The organism is Epilithonimonas sp., from assembly GCF_036780765.1.
Classification (GTDB): Bacteria; Bacteroidota; Bacteroidia; order Flavobacteriales; family Weeksellaceae; genus Epilithonimonas.
In genome coordinates this window covers 683,516-700,492 of sequence record NZ_DAIQCG010000001.1, presented here as the reverse complement: position 1 = coordinate 700,492, position 16,977 = coordinate 683,516, and the positions used below count along the sequence as shown (strand labels likewise).

Below are 16,977 nucleotides of genomic sequence, written 5' to 3'. Positions count from 1 at the left end.
GCCTCATATTATTGAGACGGTTTGATTTTTATAGAAATAGCAATTATTTCTTGTTAAAATCTCCTGCAAACACAGAAGTCATCTTGTCTTCGCTGATGTATTTTCTAAGAACATCATTCACTTGGCTTACTTTAAGCGCAGAAACTTTTGCTTCCAAAGCATCGTACTCATCCAAAGATTGACCATACTGAAGCTGAGAATTGACCAAGCCCATCAAAGTATTGTCGTTTCCTAAACCTGTTTTTCTGGAGTTGAGCCAAGAAGTTAAATTGGATTTGAATTCCTCTTCTGTGAAACCGTCTTTTACTGCTTTGTTCACTTCTTCTTTCAGCGCTTTATTCACTGCATCTTTTTTGGTCGGGTTGAAGAATGCGTACCAAGACCAAGACGCCACATTGTTATCAATTGGGATGTTGACAAAAGAACCTGCACCATAGCTGATTCCTTCTTTCTCACGAAGTCTGGTCGGGATTCTCGCCGTCAAGAAACCACCGCTTCCTAACATTTCGTTTGCGATAACAAAAGCTGGATAATCCGGAGATTTTCTGTCCATAGAGAAACTGATTTTTCCTACAGCTGCGCCGTTTTCTTTATCCGGAGTCAGATATTCTTTGTCTTGTTTTTTGGTTGCGAATAGTTCTGGTTTGATGTATTCGTATTTAGATTTAGAATCCCATTTTCCGAAAGTTGACTCTAATAATGCAGCAACAGCTTTGGTATCTACATCTCCAATCACAGAACCTACACCGTTGTTTCCACCTAAAATTTTGTTGTAGAAATCTACCAACTGCTCTCTCTTAACTTTTTTATTGTTTTCGATTTGCTCTTTGGTAGAAGCTGTGTAATAGATACTTTCTTTAGGATAATTCTCAGTAATTTTCTCGATTTCTGTAAAAGCAACGGACTGAGGATCATTCAAAGAACTTTCCAGATAGGTGTTGTACTCGTTTACTGTTTTTGCTAATTCTGCTTCTGGGAAAGTAGATTCGGTCAGGATTTCTTTGATTAATGACGTTACTTTTGGCAAGCTGTCTTTGTAAGTACTGAAATTCACGAACAATGTCTGACCACTGAATCCGAAATTGATGTTAGATTTCCACTCATCCAGCATATCTTGGATTTGTTCTTTGGTGTGGTTTTTAGTTCCTGTTTTAAGGACTTGAGCCATTAGAGAACCAACATCAGATTTTCCGTTCAAATCTTTAGCATTACTTACAGGAAATTTGAAACTTCCAAGAACCTTACCGCCTTTGATATCTTTCTTGATCAAGCCGTATTTCATTCCATTGCTTAGTTTGCCTTCTGTCAAACTAGCTTTCAGATTTTTGATACTCGCTTCGAAAGGTGCAGCATCTTTTTCCAATGCTTTTCCTTTGTAATCCTTGGTCAAAGTCGCAATTTGATCATCTGTATATTCTACATTTTTAACCCTTACCTCATCTTTTGAAGGGATGAAAACACCAACTGTTCTGTTATTAGTCTTGAAATATTTAGCAGCTACTCTTTGGATATCTGCAGCCGTTAATTTCTCTACGGTGTCACGATAAATCATTCCCAATTTATAGTTTCCAGCACCAACAATTTCTGTCAAATTAATAGCATAACCAATTGTGTTATTTTTGACATTTTCTACTTGTTTAAGGATTTTTGCTTTCGCTCTCGTAACGTCTTGGTCTGTATATTTGATGGTGGCAATCTTGTCCAATTCGGCACGGAAATCATTCTCCGTAGTTTTCAAATCTTTGTCAGCCGGAATATCCAAACCGAAATACATAAAACTCGCATCTCTCACCAAAGGTTGATAAGCATAAACAGAAGCTGCTTTGTGAGAATCAATCATCGCTTTGTAAAGGTAACCGGAAGGGTCAGCCGTTAAAATCTCCTGCAAAGCATCCAACGCCGCATAATCCTTATCCGCATAAGGAGCCGTGTGGTAAAGCGCTCCAATCACTTTGCTGTCTCCAGCGCGCTTCAGTTCTACAAAACGTTCGCCATCCTGAGCAGGCTCTACGGTATAAGGCGTTTCTAGAACTCTTGCAGGTTTTGCAATCGTTGAGAAATATTGCGCAATATAGTCCAATGCTTTTTTCTCATCAAATTTTCCTGCGACAATCAAAGTTGCATTGTCTGGCTGATAGTATTTTTCATAGAATTTTCTAAGCGTTACCGCTTTTACTCTTTCCACATCTTCTTTACTTCCAATAGTACTATTTCCGTAGTTGTGCCACAGATAAGCTGCAGAAACGATACGTTCCATCAATACTCCACTTGGGCTATTCTCTCCGATCTCGAACTCATTTCTTACAACAGAAAATTCTTTATCCAAATCAGATTGAAGAATCGTTGCATTAATCATTCTGTCGGCTTCCATTTCCAAAAACCATTTTAAGTTCTCATCATTGGATGGGAAAACTTCATAATAATTGGTTCTGTCATACCAAGTTGTTCCATTGGCATTTCCACCTTTGTCAGACAACATTTTTTTGATATCACCTAATTTTTTCGTGCTTTTGAACAACATATGCTCCAGCAAGTGAGCCATACCTTTCTCGCCATAACCTTCGTGCTTGGAGCCAACATTATAAACGATATTCACAACAGCATTACTTTGAGATGGATCCGATAGCAAAAGAACTTTCATCCCGTTGCTCAGGGAATATTCTTTGATTCCTTCTGTATTGCTGATAAATTTTGGAGTTTCGGCTTTTTGTGCAAATGCAGGCGTGTTAAGCCCAGCATAGAAAACGACAGCCACAGTCAGTAGAAGATTCTTCATATTTTGATTGTTAATTTTTAAGTATCTAAAATTAAATACTTTTCGTCTAAAATACATTTTGTATTCGATATTTATGAAAATCTTAACGTAATTTTGCCGATATGTTAGTTGAAAAAGTCATTTTAGGGATTGATCCTGGAACAAGCATTATGGGTTTTGGAATTATTTCTGTCAAAGGAAATAAAATGGAGTTGGTAGCTATCCACGAATTGATCCTGAAAAAATATGAAAATCACGAGACCAAACTAAAAGTCATTTTCGATAAAACTTTAGCTTTGATTGACGAATATCACCCAGATGAAACCGCTTTGGAAGCACCATTTTTTGGAAAGAACGTTCAAAGTATGTTGAAGCTAGGACGAGCTCAAGGTGTTGCAATGGCAGCTAGTCTCCACAGAAATATTCCCATCATAGAATATTCTCCAAAGAAAATTAAAATGGCCATCACCGGAAACGGAAACGCAAGCAAAGAGCAAGTTGCAGGAATGCTCCAGAATCTTCTTAAATTAAAAGAATTTCCTACAAAATACCTTGATGCTTCCGATGGTTTGGCGGTTGCTGTTTGTCATCATTTCAACTCAGGAAACATCTCTACAGATAAATCTTATTCTGGCTGGGACAGTTTTCTAAAGCAGAATCCAGATAGGATAAAATAGTGATTAGTTGTTGATGAATATTTGTCAGGCAGGGGCTCTCGAAGCTATTTCATTAAATCTTTTTCCTTTTTTCTTGTTTGTTTCCACTTGATTCTTGTTTCTTGATTCTCTATCTTTGAATCGATGAATAACTCTCTTTTTGAAATCGTAGAACACACCAACCGGAACATTTTTCTGACGGGAAAAGCAGGCACGGGGAAAACTACATTTCTCAACGATTTTGTAAAAAAAACCAAGAAAAAACACATTGTAGTTGCACCCACAGGAATTGCAGCAATCAATGCAGGTGGCGTTACGATCCACTCTATGTTTGGTTTACCTCTCAGAACTTTTCTTCCAACTACAGAAAGAATTGACCAGAATTTAGGAAACAATATTCCCGATTTGATGGTTCATTTCAAATATAGAAAAGACAAACTCAAACTTCTCCGCGAAATCGAAATTATCATTATTGATGAAGCATCAATGTTGCGGGCGGATGTTTTGGATATGATGGATTTTGCATTGAGACACGTTCGTAGAAATCAGCAGAAATTCGGTGGTGTTCAGATGTTGTTTATTGGCGATCTTTATCAGTTGCCTCCGGTTGTGAGAGACGAATATATCTTGGCGATGTACTATTCTTCGCCCTTCTTCTTTGACGCCAAAGCTTTAGAAGGAAGTAATTTCATCACGCTTGAATTGACTAAAGTTTACCGCCAAACTGATGAACATTTTCTAGAAATCCTAAATGCGATTAGAGACGGAATTACAGAAGATATCGACTTTGAAGCTTTGAACGAACGATATCAACCCGACTTTGACCCAAAAGATGAAGCCTATGTTTATCTATGTTCGCACAACAAAATGGCGGATGATATCAATCAAAAAAAAATTAAAGAGCTCGGTGGAAAATCTCACACTTACACGGCAGATGTTGTTGGAGATTTCAAGGAAACGCAATATCCGAATGATGAAGTTCTGGAACTGAAAGTTGGTGCGCAGATTATGTTCATCCGAAATGACACGTCGCCCGATAAAAAATATTACAACGGAAAACTCGCTCAAATCTCTTATCTCGATGAAGATGAAATCTCTGTAATTCTAGATGGAAGTGAAGAAGAAATCACTCTAAAAGCAGAAACTTGGGAGCAGAAAAAATACTCTTTGGATGATGAAAAGAACATCAAGGAAGAAGTTTTGGGAAGTTTCAAACAGTTTCCGATTCGTCTGGCTTGGGCGGTTACGATTCATAAAAGTCAAGGTTTGACATTCGACAGATTGATTATTGACGCGGGAAAAAGTTTCGCTTCCGGACAGGTTTATGTAGCACTTTCACGTTGCCGAACATTGGAAGGAATTGTCCTTAAATCTAAAATTACGCCTGAAGTTATTTTTTCTGATAAAAGAGTCTCAAAGTTTCAGGATGAGACGCACGCCAATGCAAAAATCGAGGAAATCCTGAATGCTGAAAAATATGATTATAGCATCCAGAAAGTCATTAGAAGGATTGATTGTGTCTGGTTTCAGTCTGCGTTGGAAAACTGGATGGTTATCAGCCGAAGCAGTAAATTCATCGACAAAGAAAAAGCCGATTATCTCTATCATTGCTTGAAAGCAGACATTGAAAATTACATTACGATTTTTCAAAAATTCGAAAGAATCTTACTCCAGAAAACTCAGAAATTCCTGCAAGGTGAGGAAGAATGGACTGAGATTGAAATTAAAGCCAAAGGTGCTGTCAACTTCTTTTTCTCGAATGTGAATGAGAAAATATTTTCTCCGCTTAAAGATTTCTATTCTGAAACGAAAGGCGTGAAAGGATTGAAAGCCTTCAACGAAGATTTCCGTGTTTGGCTGGATGATATTGAAGATTATCTTAAGGATTTGAAAGAGGTTTATCTGTTGGAAACGCCGTTATTCGATAAAGAAAAAGATGTGGAAGTTTCATTAGCCATCAAGAAAGTTCCGACCCACGTTTTGACTTATCAACTCTTCCAAAATGGAAAAACAGTTTCTGAAATTGCGAAAGAACGAGGCTTGGTCAATTCTACGATTTTCGGGCATCTGTCAAAATATGCTGAGCAAAATTTATTGGATAAAAATGATTTGCTGAGAATCTACCCAAAAAGTAAAGTTGAAGCGTTCGAAAAACAATTCAAGGCAGAACCAAAAGAGAATATCAACGATTGGAAATCTGTTTTGCCTTCGGATTTTGATTATGGCGAGATTCGATTGATTTGGAATTACTTTTTGAATTTGAAGAAATAATTTTATTTTAAACGCAGCGTTCACAAGGTTTTTTTCTGGCATTATTGAAAATGTTTTTTTTAAAGTTTGCAAAGGCGCTTTCTCTCAGCTACATTTTATTCAGTCGGTTTCTCTCAGTAGTTTAGATTGACTTTATCTAACCTCTTCGTTACATTAATCGGGATGATAAAGATTGTAGTTCGTAATTAATTGTACATAAAGAATTGTTCATAAATTTGACAATTGAAAATTTTATTAATGTTAAATTTCATCAAGAAAAATATCGCTCTTATTTGGGCAAAAAAACATACCGAAAAATCCAAGAGGTTTAAAAGCAATGCGATTCAGAATCAGCAAGAATTGCTTTTAGATTTAGTCAAAACAGCGGAGAAAACATTATTTGGAAGAGAACATCAATTTGAATCTATAAAATCAATTGAGGATTTCCAAAAGAATGTTCCTGTTGCAGATTATGAAGATTTAAAACCTTATATCGAGAAAGTCAAAAAAGGACAATCCAAAATCCTTTGGCCGGATCTGCCAGAATATTTCGCAAAAACTTCCGGAACAACTTCTGGCTCCAAATATATTCCGATTTCCAAAGAAGCAATGCCTTTTCAGGTCGCAGCAGCACAAAGTGCGATTTTTCATTACATCGAGAAAAAAAATAATGCAGATTTTGTTGGTGGAAAAATGATTTTCCTGCAAGGTTCTCCGGAATTGGAAGAAGTCAATGGTGTAAAGACGGGAAGACTTTCAGGAATTGTTGCACATCATATTCCAAATTATCTTCAGAAAAACAGACTGCCAAGCTGGGAAACCAATTGTATCGAAGATTGGGAAACCAAAGTTGATAAAATCGTAGAAGAAACAGAGAATGAAAATATGACTTTGATTTCCGGAATCCCACCTTGGTTGATAATGTACTTTGAAAAACTGATTGACAGACATCACAAAAAAATCACACAGATTTTTCCCAATCTTCAATTGATCATTACGGGCGGAGTTAACTACGAACCTTATCGTGACAAAATGAATGAATTGCTGGGGAAACCTGTCGATATTGTTCAGACTTTTCCAGCTTCGGAAGGTTTCTTTGCATTTCAGGATGATTATACAAAAGATGGATTATTACTATTAACCAATCATGGGATTTTCTACGAATTTATTCCACTCGAACAATACGGAAAACCAAATGCAGAAAGATTGACATTAAAAGAGGTTGAACTTAATAAAGATTACGCATTGATTCTAACCACCAATTCTGGCCTTTGGGCCTATTCCATTGGAGATGTTGTAAGATTTATTGATAAAAATCCTTACCGTATTTTAGTTTCCGGAAGAACAAAACATTTCACTTCGGCTTTTGGCGAACACGTGATTGCTTTTGAGGTTGAAGAAGCTTTGAAAGCTACGGTTGAAAAATTTCCTGCTCAGATTACAGAATTCCATCTCGCACCAGAAGTTAATCCAACGGAAGGATTGCCTTACCACGAATGGTTCATCGAGTTTGAAAAAGAACCTGAAAATTTTGAAGGCTTCAAAACTGAACTTGATTTACAACTCAGAAAAAGGAATACATATTATGATGATTTGATATCCGGAAATATTCTGCAACCGCTGGTTATTACAAAATTGAAGAAAAATGCTTTTCAGGATTATGCTAAATCTGAAGGGAAATTAGGTGGTCAAAATAAAATTCCGCGCTTGGCAAATGATAGAAAAATTGCAGTATATTTGGCGAAACTAAATTTACAATGAAAACTTTTTCTTTTCTTATTTCTTTGCTTCTATTATTACAATCTTGTACTACAGCTATCTACAGAAACAATATCAATAAGAATGATTTTTCCGCAGTCGAAACAGGAAAAAAATATACATTCTATGAGAACAATAAACCAAAATACAAGGTTCGGTTTTCTGCTGTAGAAGATGACAAAATTATTGGAGTTTCCAATAGTCAAGAAGTAATTATTGCAAAAGATAATATAAGAGTGATTAAAAAGAATAATCCAGGTGGAACTACTGCGATTGTTGTAGGTTCTGTTGCTGGTATGACCGCTTTTGTCGCATTGATTGTATCATTGGTGAATAATTCAAACGACAATTATTACTATTACTAGAATTCTAAAAATTTTATAATACGAAATAGAGAACGTTTCAATCTGATTTGGTTGAAATGTTCTGATTTTTGACAAACGGTTCTGACTAGCCCCGATTGCAGTGGAAATCCTTTTGCTTTTTTGAAAAGGAAAAGATTGCAACGGAAAGCGGGAAATAGCTCCTGAAAATTTTTGGCTTTATGTGGAAGTATTTGGTGTACAACGCCTACTTTTGCATAATGATTTCTTTTACACCAATTCGAGTTTTAAAAAATATAGAATTTCTTCATCTTCTTACAGGAAGATTTTTTCTTATCATCGCTTTCAGGATGCTCGCAACCTTGCTTGGTTGGTGGGTTTATCAGTTGACAAAAGATCCTTTTTCTATTGGATTAATTGGTCTTTCTGAAGTGATTCCTGCGGTTTCCTGTGCGCTTTATGCGGGTCATATTATCGATATGAATGAGAAGAAAAAACTGCTTTTGATTTGTAATTATGCTTATGTGATTCTGATAAGTTTGCTTCTAATTCCGGCTTTTTTTGGTCATAGGATGCATTTTACGGGACACGAGATTACTTATTTTATTTATGCTGTGATTTTCTTTACAGGAATCTGCCGTTCTTTTCTCGGGCCGCTTGTTCCTGCGATGATTCCTAGAATTGTAAAACAGGAAAATCTGCCTTATGCTGTGACGCTGAATCAAGCTACATATCTAATCGCATCAGTATCTGGTCACGCTTTAGGTGGATTTTTGATTGCTTTGATTAGTATCAAATGGACTTTGGTTGTGATTATATCAAGTATGGCCTTTGCTTCTTTGTTTTTCTGGACCGTCAATAAACAACAGTCTGAGAAAAAGAAAAAAGACGTGAAAGTTTTCGAAAGTATGAAGGAAGGTTTGGCTTATATCTATAGAACTAAAGAAATTCTTGGTGCTCAAATGTTGGATATGTTTGCCGTTCTTTTTGGTGGAGCGGTGGCGATGATTCCGGTTTTTGCAAGCGATATTCTGAAAGTTGGTTCAGAAGGTTTTGGTCTTCTGAATGCGGCATCTGATATTGGCTCGATGTTGATTATCATTACATTGTCATTAGTTCCATTAAGAAAAAATCAAGGTAAAATTCTTCTTTTTGTGGCGGCTGGTTTCGGATTGTGTATTATCGGATTTGGATTGTCCAAATTATATTGGTTGTCCTTTGGATTCTTGGTATTAAGCGGAATGTTGGACGGAATAAGTGTTGTGATTAGAGGAACAATTGTCCAGTTGAAAACACCTGAAGAAATCCGAGGAAGAGTTCTGAGCGTGAATTCGATTTTTATTATGTCAAGCAATGAATTGGGACAGTTTGAAAGTGGATTGACAGCAAAACTGATGGGTGTTGTTCGCTCGGTAGTTTTTGGTGGAACAATGACGGTTTTGACGGCGTTGTTTATCGGAGCGACTTCTAAGAAGTTGAGGAAGATGGAGTATTAATATTCTTAGAAAGATTACAAAACAAAAAAGGAAGCAAAATTTGCTTCCTTTAATTTTATATCAAACTTCTGATTTTCGCAATCATATCATCGCCCAATTCATCGGCTTCTTCCTGAGAAAAAGCTTCTGTATAAATCCTGATAATCGGTTCTGTATTAGATTTTCTCAAGTGAACCCAGTTTTCAGCGAAATCGATTTTCACACCATCAACAGTTGAGATTTCTTCATTTTTAAATTCATCCTGAACTTTCACAAGCAAAGCATCCACATCAATTCCCGGAGTCAATTCGATTTTCTTTTTGCCCATAAAATAAGCCGGATAACCTGCTCTCAGTTCAGAAACTGTTTTATTTTCTTTGGCTAAGTGTGTTAAAAATAATGCAACACCAACCAAAGAATCTCTTCCGTAATGCAATTCTGGATAGATGATTCCACCGTTTCCTTCACCACCAATTACGGCATTTTTTTCTTTCATTAGATTAACGACATTCACTTCTCCAACAGCACTTGCAAAATATTCTGAATCTAAGTTTTTCGCAACATCTCTCAAAGCTCGACTAGAAGAAAGATTGGAAATAGCAGCTCCTTTTTTATTTTTCAAAAGGTAATCTGCAACAGCAACCAAAGTATATTCTTCGCCAAACATTTCGCCTTTTTCATCAATCAAAGCCAATCTGTCAACATCTGGATCCACTACGATTCCCATATCTGCGCCTTCTTTTTTAACCAATTCGCAGATGTCGCCAAGGTGTTCTTTCAAAGGTTCAGGATTGTGTGGGAAATGTCCGGTTGGTTCGCAGTATAACTTCACAACTTCCACGCCCAATTTCTCCAAAAGCGGTGGAATAGAAATCCCTCCAGTAGAGTTAACCGCATCCAAGACTACTTTGAATTTCTTAGCTTTTATCGCTTCAACATCAACCGTTGGTAATTCCAAAATCTTCTGAATATGAATATCAAAACCATCTTCTCTGGTTTCATATTTTCCTAAATCATCAACCTCCGCATAATTGAAATCTTCATTTTCCGCCAAGGTCAGAACTTCTGCACCATTTTCTCCGCTGATGAATTCGCCTTTGTCATTCAATAATTTTAGGGCATTCCATTGTTTTGGATTGTGAGAAGCGGTCAGGATAATTCCGCCATCCGCATTTAGTTCAGGAACCATCACTTCAACAGTTGGCGTAGTAGAAAGTCCTAAGTCAATAACATTAATCCCAAGACCTTGCAAAGTTGCAGTGACTAGAGAAGAAACCATCTGACCAGAGATTCTTGCATCTCTTCCGACAACTAAGTTTAAGTCTTTTTTATTTTTATTATTCTGAAGCCAAGTTCCGAATGCCGAAGCAAATTTTACAACATCAAGCGGCGTCAAGTTATCATTTACTTTTCCGCCAACGGTTCCTCGTATTCCTGAGATTGATTTTATTAAAGACATGTTCTTATTTTTAAGGTTTGACAAAAATACGATAATATCATTTCCGTTAGAAAATAAAACTATTCTATATTAACAATATTAATTTAAGAACACCCACAATCAGGCCCGCAGTTCTTCCCTTTGGCTTTTTTAGAAAATGTTTTTGAGAATTTTCGAACGATTGCATAAACAGCAGCTAAAACGATAACGCCAACGATAATATATTGTATCAATAATGAATTGTCCATTTTAAATTTATTTTAAAATTTGATAAACAATCAATGCCGAAAAGTATGCCAACAATGTCATTGAAAAGGTTTGTAACATTGTCCATTTCAAACTTTTTGTCTCTCTGTAAACAACCGCAATGGTAGAAATACATTGCATCGCAAAAGCATAAAAAAGTAAAATCGAAACACCGGTTGCAAAACTGAAAACTTTTTCGCCATTGGGATGAACATCTAATCTCATTTTTTCGATGAGTTTTCCTTCTGGTGCTTCATCATCCAAACTGTAAAGTGTAGATAATGTTCCAACAAAAACCTCTCTCGCTGCAAAACTTGTCAGGATTCCGATGCCCATTTTCCAATCGTAACCAAGTGGCGCAATTGCTGGTTCCATCTTTCTACCAATTCTTCCAAGATAAGAATGGTCAAGGGAAGATTCTGTTGCTACCAATTCATCTTTATGTTGTGGGGGACCAAAATAGCTCAAAGCCCAAAGAATTATACTAACCGTGAAAATCACTTTTCCGGCTCCAGAAATAAATTCCCAGACTTTCCCCAAAACCAATTTGAAATCATATCCGAACAATGGCATTTTGTAAGTTGGCAAATCCATTACCAAAAAACTCTTGATTTTGGTTTTGATGAAACTTTTCAAAATAAATGATGAAAATAAAGCCATCAAAAATCCAATCAGATACATTATCATTAATGCAATTGCTCTGTATTTGATACCGTAAAAACTTTCATCAGGAATAATCAATCCAATAATAATACTGTAAATTGGTAGTCTTGCAGAACACGTCATAAAAGGCGTTACAAGAATTGTAATCAATCTTTCTTTTACGTTTTCGATGTTTCTGGTGGACATAATCGCAGGAATGGCACAAGCTGTTCCGGAAATCAATGGAACAATACTTTTTCCATTCAATCCGAAAGGTCTCAGCATTCTGTCCATCAGGAAAACAACTCTCGCCATATATCCTGAATCTTCTAATAAATAAAGGAAATACAAAAGAATTCCAATTTGAGGTGCAAAAACCAAAATCCCACCGATTCCTGGAATAATTCCGCTAGAAACCAAAGAATTAATTGGTCCTTCAGGAAGATGTTCGCCTGAAAATTCTGACAACCAAGTGAAGAAATCCTCAATCCAGGTCATCGGATATTCTGCGAGGAAGAAAACACCTTGGAAAATCATTAATAAAATAAATAAGAAAACGACATAACCCCAGAACTTGTGAACCAGAACTTTGTCCAATCTTTCTGTCAGCAATTCTTTTAATTGAGGTTTCTTTTCGGTAATCTGAGCTGTAATTTTATCAATATTCTGATATCTCCTTACGGTTTCCGTAATCTGAAGACGTTTTGGAACACTACATTTTGAATCTTCCTGAGTAATAATCTCGTGGATATTTTCAATTTTTCCGAGATAAGTATCTGCCGCTAAAAGTGTCCAGATTTTGTAAAGATTTTTTTCTGATGTATTAGATGAAATCTTATAAACCAAAGATTTTTGTTCTAATGGAATTTCGAATGAATTAGTCTCCGCAATTTTGAATTCATTATTAAAAACTGCTTCACGAACGGTTTCTATTCCAACATTATTTTTGGCGTTGGTTTCAAAAACCGGAATATTCAGAATCTGTGAAAGTTTGGAAATATTAATTTTGATTCCTCGTTTTTCAGCTTCATCCACTTGATTGACAACCAAAATCGCTGGAATTCCTAAATCCTGAATCTGCTGAAAAAGAAGCAAGCTTCTTCTCATATTAATAGCGTCAGCAATATAAACAACGCCAGAATAATCCTCCTGAATCAGATAACGAGAAAAAAGGGCTTCGTCTTCCGAAGTTGGATAGATACTATAAGAACCAGGCAAATCGATAACCTCGATTTCCTCATTTTTGTAAATGTAATTTCCGGAATGGCTGGCAACCGTTACACCAGCATAATTTCCCGTTTTTTGTTTTCTGTTACAAAGGATATTGAAAAGTGTAGATTTCCCGACATTGGGATTTCCAACCAATAGAATTTGTTTTTGCTTTTTGTCCTGCATCATTCCGAAACTTCTACCTTAATAAATCTTGCTTCTGCTTCTCTCAGGGCGATTCTGGTTTTATCAGAACCGTATTCTATATAAAGAGGTCCATTGAAAGGCGCCTGATAAAGAACTCTGAAAGTGGTTTCCGGAAGCAATCCCATTTCGATTATTTTGGTTGGCATCTGAAGGCTTTCGTTGTCATAACCAAGAATTTTCCCGATTTTATTTTTCGGAAAACAACAGAGCTTATCGATGTGTTTTGTTTGCAAGACTAAAATTTTTGGACTACAAAGATAGCTTATTTCAAATTAATCTAAATAAGATGTTTGTCATAAAAAAAACCGGAAACTAATTTCCGGTTAGATATTTATTTTTTCTTTTTCTCTGTGACTTGTGGAACTTCTATTGGATTGTCTGTAGATTTGAAGAAATCGTTGAGCATTTTTTCTTGATTCTTCAGCATTTCTCCAATGGTAAGGTCGCTTCCCGGCATTTTCATGGAAAGCATATTTTGTGGGATTTGAGTTCTCGCTTCTGCCATTGGGTCTTGTTTGAAAGCAGCGTAAGCTTTTTCGAATTTATCTTTAGCAATCGTTTTCTTTTCATTACTCATTCCGTATTTTGCATTAACTTCCTCAGCATAAGTAAATTCTTTCCAGTCTTTCACAGTTTTGTTACCCGATAATAGCCAAGAATAATTTTTCTCGTCGTCTTCAATTTTTACGATTAATCCAGGTAATCCGTAGAATTTATAAGGTCCGTCTTGGAAAGGAATATCAGTTGAGAACCAAGCTGTCCATTTTCTTCCCCCAAACTCGGTTGTCGCTTTTTGCGTATTATAAGTTCCGATTTTTTCTTGTTCTGTTAGAATTTTCCAATCGAATTTAATTGTTTCATCGTATGCAAAAAGATTTCTGTTGATTCTGTCAACATACATTTCTGTCATTGCAGGATAGTTTTTGTAGATTTTATAGGAGAACTTTGGCCATTTTATCATTTTGGACATATCCTTAAAAGTCTTTGTTTTCTCCATTTCTTCAACTGCAGATTTGATGATAGAATCTTGTGCAGGCAAAGTGAAATCCTGATAAATTGATTTGTCTTTAGCAATGTCAAGTGTTGTCATTACTTTGTCCAATCTTGCAGAATCTTTTTTTGGTTTATATGTTAATTCATAAAAAAAACGGTTGGCTGTTTCTTGTGCAGAAACCATTAATCCTAATAATAACAAAGGAAGAATGACTAATTTTTTGAGAGATTTCATATTTTTATTTTCTTATTTATGACTAATTAGTGCAGGATTCTGAAAAATGTTACAGAATTATTGATACATTTTTTTTATCGATTCATTCATCAATTGATATATTTTCAAATGTTCTTTATCAGTAATCAGATCTTCGTGGAGTTTCAGAACTCTTTCATCTCCTCTTACGGCCGGTCCTGTTTGTGCCAATTTCGGTTCTAAATGATGAATTTTCTCCACAGTTTCATCAATCAAAGGAATGAAATAATTGAAATCTAAATCCTGAGAATCAGAAATTTCTTTAGCTCTTGCAAAAAGATGATTCACAAAATTGCAGGCAAAAACAGCTGTCAAGTGGATGTATTTTCGTCTTTCGTAATCCGAAGTTTCAACATTTTCAGAAATAATAGATGCTAATTCAAATAATGATTTTTCATCAATCTGATTTTCGGCCTCAATGAAAAAAGGAATTTTGGAATAATCCAGGTTTTTGGTTTTGGAAAAAGTCTGCAAAGGATAAAAACTTGCTTTTCTGTAATTACCTTTCAGGATTTCTAGTGGAAGAGAACCAGAAGTATGAGCAACTAAAGCATTTTCATTTTTGATTAAATCTGAAACTTGTTCTACCGAAGAATCTGAAACAGAAATCAAATAAAAATCTGCATCTTCCAATTTTTCTGTCGAAAAAGGAATGTTGAATTCTTCTGAAATCTTTTTTAACTCAATTTCATTACGCCCAAAAATTTGAAGAACTTCTAATTTGTTTTGAGTAAAAGCTTTTGCTAAGTGATAAGCAACATTTCCAGAGCCGATGATAACTGTTTCCATACAACAAAGATAAAGTTTTGACTAATTTTTAAACAGTTATGCTTAATATAAATTCAAAGAAAATTCAAAAAAAAATTTAACTTTGGTCTTATTTTTTAATCAAAACAACGAAACATCTGAATGAAGCTCAACGATGAGGAAATTGTAAAGCTTTTAACTGCACCTCAAACTGTAGAGAAAGGTTTGCGCGCGATGATGGATATCTATCAGAGTCGCCTTTATTGGCATATCAGACGTTTGATTGTGGATCACGACCAAGCTCAGGATGTTTTACAGGATACTTTTATCAAGGCGTATCAGAACATTCATCAGTTCAAGAGTGATAGCAAATTGTACACTTGGCTCTACAGGATTGCAACCAACGAGGCTTTGCAACAACTCAACAAAATGAACCGGATGAAGAAAACAGATGAAGATGCAGAATATTATATGCAGAATCTAGTTGCTGATACTGCTGGCAAAGATGGAGAAGAAATCCAGGTTTTGTTGCAACAAGCGATACAAACTTTGCCAGAGAAACAGAAATTGGTTTTTAATATGAGGTATTATGATGATTTGCCTTACGAGGAGATTTCTAAGATACTGGATATGTCCGTCGGAACTTTGAAGACCAATTATCATTACGCAAAAGATAAAGTGGAGCAATATATAAAGGACAACTACTCGGAAGAGTTTTAAAATAATAATAGAATAATAGTTATGAAACGTCTTTGACGTTGCTTTTGACAAATGAAAAATTAAATAAGAGCAAATGAAAATTGATATAGAAAAACTGAGCAGAAATACGCCGTATCCGGAACCTTCGGATGAGTTTTTCAAAACGCTTCAGGATCAAGTGATTTCGAAAACAATTGGAGAGAAAGTTCCCGTTGTTCAGAAAGAAGCAAAAGTTTTCTCTCTGAATTTCAAATGGATGGCTGCAGCTGCAGTAGTTTTGATAGCGGGAATTACAGCGTTTTTAGGAGTTGATAATTCTTCCGAAACACAAAGCCTTGCCAATCATAAACCGATTGTAGATTCTGTTTATAATATTAATGAGCCTAAAAGCAATACATCAGAACAATTGGCAAATAATACAGCGACTGAAGAACATCATGCAGATGTAATCAAAAAACAAAATGTTAAAAATCATCAGATTGCTTCTGCTAAAGTAAATGTTTCTACTGGTAAATCATTTAATAAGACAGACCGACAAGATTACGCTGTAGAAACTAAGAGAAAATCCGAGTCAGAAGTAGAGAAGGTTTTAGTAGCTTTTACGCCAGAACAATTGAAAGATTTGGATAGAAATAGTGAGCAAGATGTCTATCTTGACCTTTATAATTAATAACAAAATAGAGAGAAATGAAAAAATTGTTATTGACTTTTTTAATTACCGGTTTTTTTTCTGCACACACAGTTAGTGGACAAGACAGAAGATCTGGCACTACAAGTTTAAGGTCTAATTCGAGTTCAAATTCTACTTTGCGCGGTAATTCTGCATCATCATTATCACCGATTGGAAGCATGCAGAAACAGAACAATATCCCCAGAACTTCTGAATGGAGAACTATGAATAACCAAGAGAAAAGGGAGGTCGTGAACAATATGTCTACAAAAGAACGTTCTATGTTTCTACAGAAGATGAAAGAAAATATCGTGATTGATGATATAGACATTTCTGCAGATAAACAAGAAGAATTCAAAGCGCTTTATAATGAATATCAAACTAATCAAAAACAGATTAAAGAAAAATTTCTTGTAGAAAATAATATTGGAAACCTTTCTGATGAAGAAGCAACGAGAAGACTTAATCAAAGTTTTGATGTTGGACAACAACTTCTCAACAACCGAAGAACTTACGCGGACAAATTTTTAAAAATCCTTACACCGCAACAGGTTTTGAAGTTGTTCCAAACAGAAGGAAAAATGCGAGAAAAAGTTCTCGATAAAAAAAACGATAAGTAAACCAAAAACCTCTACATTTAGAGGTTTTTCTTATTT

General features: G+C 35.6%; 15 protein-coding genes. 8 read left to right on the top strand and 7 right to left on the bottom strand.

Going from position 1 to position 16,977, the window contains the following annotated elements; genetic code table 11:
* Window positions 1–43 precede the first annotated feature (43 nt).
* Window positions 44–2,776: a M16 family metallopeptidase gene (locus V7P73_RS03325; RefSeq protein WP_333851462.1), complete on the bottom strand. Its 2,733-nt coding sequence runs from the start codon at window positions 2,774–2,776 to the stop codon at window positions 44–46.
* Between the two features lie 101 nt (window positions 2,777–2,877).
* On the opposite strand from V7P73_RS03325, the gene ruvC reads away from it, so the two are divergent.
* From ruvC to V7P73_RS03300, 5 genes are all read left to right on the top strand, one after another.
* Window positions 2,878–3,432 (top strand): crossover junction endodeoxyribonuclease RuvC, encoded by a 555-nt coding sequence (gene ruvC / locus V7P73_RS03320; RefSeq protein WP_333851461.1) that lies wholly within the window; start codon window positions 2,878–2,880, stop codon window positions 3,430–3,432.
* Window positions 3,433–3,555: 123 nt separating this feature from the next.
* Window positions 3,556–5,682, top strand: a complete 2,127-nt coding sequence (locus V7P73_RS03315; RefSeq protein ID WP_333851459.1) for a helix-turn-helix domain-containing protein — start codon at window positions 3,556–3,558, stop codon at window positions 5,680–5,682.
* Window positions 5,683–5,919: 237 nt separating this feature from the next.
* Window positions 5,920–7,422, top strand: coding sequence for a GH3 auxin-responsive promoter family protein (locus V7P73_RS03310; protein ID WP_333851458.1), 1,503 nt, complete (start codon window positions 5,920–5,922; stop codon window positions 7,420–7,422).
* Window positions 7,419–7,784: a hypothetical protein gene (locus V7P73_RS03305; RefSeq protein WP_333851456.1), complete on the top strand. Its 366-nt coding sequence runs from the start codon at window positions 7,419–7,421 to the stop codon at window positions 7,782–7,784. Before V7P73_RS03310 ends, V7P73_RS03305 begins: the two co-directional genes overlap by 4 nt.
* Window positions 7,785–8,002: 218 nt before the next feature.
* Complete coding sequence (locus tag V7P73_RS03300) at window positions 8,003–9,238, top strand: MFS transporter (RefSeq protein ID WP_333851544.1); 1,236 nt, start codon at window positions 8,003–8,005, stop codon at window positions 9,236–9,238.
* Between the two features lie 55 nt (window positions 9,239–9,293).
* On the opposite strand, the gene glmM is transcribed toward V7P73_RS03300, so the two are convergent.
* The 6 genes from glmM to V7P73_RS03275 all read right to left on the bottom strand — a co-directional run bounded on the left by glmM (window position 9,294) and on the right by V7P73_RS03275 (window position 14,994).
* Window positions 9,294–10,676, bottom strand: a complete 1,383-nt coding sequence (gene glmM / locus V7P73_RS03295; RefSeq protein ID WP_333851455.1) for a phosphoglucosamine mutase — start codon at window positions 10,674–10,676, stop codon at window positions 9,294–9,296.
* A gap of 83 nt (window positions 10,677–10,759) precedes the next feature.
* The gene (locus tag V7P73_RS13960) at window positions 10,760–10,903 is read right to left on the bottom strand and encodes a FeoB-associated Cys-rich membrane protein (protein ID WP_442896955.1); all 144 of its coding nucleotides are present in this window, start codon (window positions 10,901–10,903) and stop codon (window positions 10,760–10,762) included.
* Window positions 10,904–10,910: 7 nt separating this feature from the next.
* Window positions 10,911–12,941, bottom strand: a complete 2,031-nt coding sequence (gene feoB, locus V7P73_RS03290; protein ID WP_333851453.1) for a ferrous iron transport protein B — start codon at window positions 12,939–12,941, stop codon at window positions 10,911–10,913.
* Window positions 12,938–13,192: a FeoA family protein gene (locus V7P73_RS03285; RefSeq protein ID WP_333851451.1), complete on the bottom strand. Its 255-nt coding sequence runs from the start codon at window positions 13,190–13,192 to the stop codon at window positions 12,938–12,940. Before V7P73_RS03285 ends, feoB begins: the two co-directional genes overlap by 4 nt.
* Window positions 13,193–13,290: 98 nt before the next feature.
* The gene (locus V7P73_RS03280) at window positions 13,291–14,187 is read right to left on the bottom strand and encodes a GLPGLI family protein (protein ID WP_333851449.1); all 897 of its coding nucleotides are present in this window, start codon (window positions 14,185–14,187) and stop codon (window positions 13,291–13,293) included.
* Window positions 14,188–14,244: 57 nt separating this feature from the next.
* Window positions 14,245–14,994, bottom strand: coding sequence for a Rossmann-like and DUF2520 domain-containing protein (locus V7P73_RS03275; protein WP_333851447.1), 750 nt, complete (start codon window positions 14,992–14,994; stop codon window positions 14,245–14,247).
* A 120-nt stretch (window positions 14,995–15,114) separates the two neighbouring features.
* Between V7P73_RS03275 and V7P73_RS03270 the strand changes: the two genes are divergently transcribed.
* The 3 genes from V7P73_RS03270 to V7P73_RS03260 all read left to right on the top strand — a co-directional run bounded on the left by V7P73_RS03270 (window position 15,115) and on the right by V7P73_RS03260 (window position 16,941).
* Window positions 15,115–15,672, top strand: coding sequence for an RNA polymerase sigma factor (locus tag V7P73_RS03270; protein WP_313098529.1), 558 nt, complete (start codon window positions 15,115–15,117; stop codon window positions 15,670–15,672).
* Window positions 15,673–15,745: 73 nt separating this feature from the next.
* The gene (locus tag V7P73_RS03265; protein WP_333851443.1) at window positions 15,746–16,321 is read left to right on the top strand and encodes a hypothetical protein; all 576 of its coding nucleotides are present in this window, start codon (window positions 15,746–15,748) and stop codon (window positions 16,319–16,321) included.
* A 17-nt stretch (window positions 16,322–16,338) separates the two neighbouring features.
* Complete coding sequence (locus V7P73_RS03260) at window positions 16,339–16,941, top strand: hypothetical protein (RefSeq protein WP_333851441.1); 603 nt, start codon at window positions 16,339–16,341, stop codon at window positions 16,939–16,941.
* The last annotated feature ends 36 nt before the right edge of the window (window positions 16,942–16,977 follow it).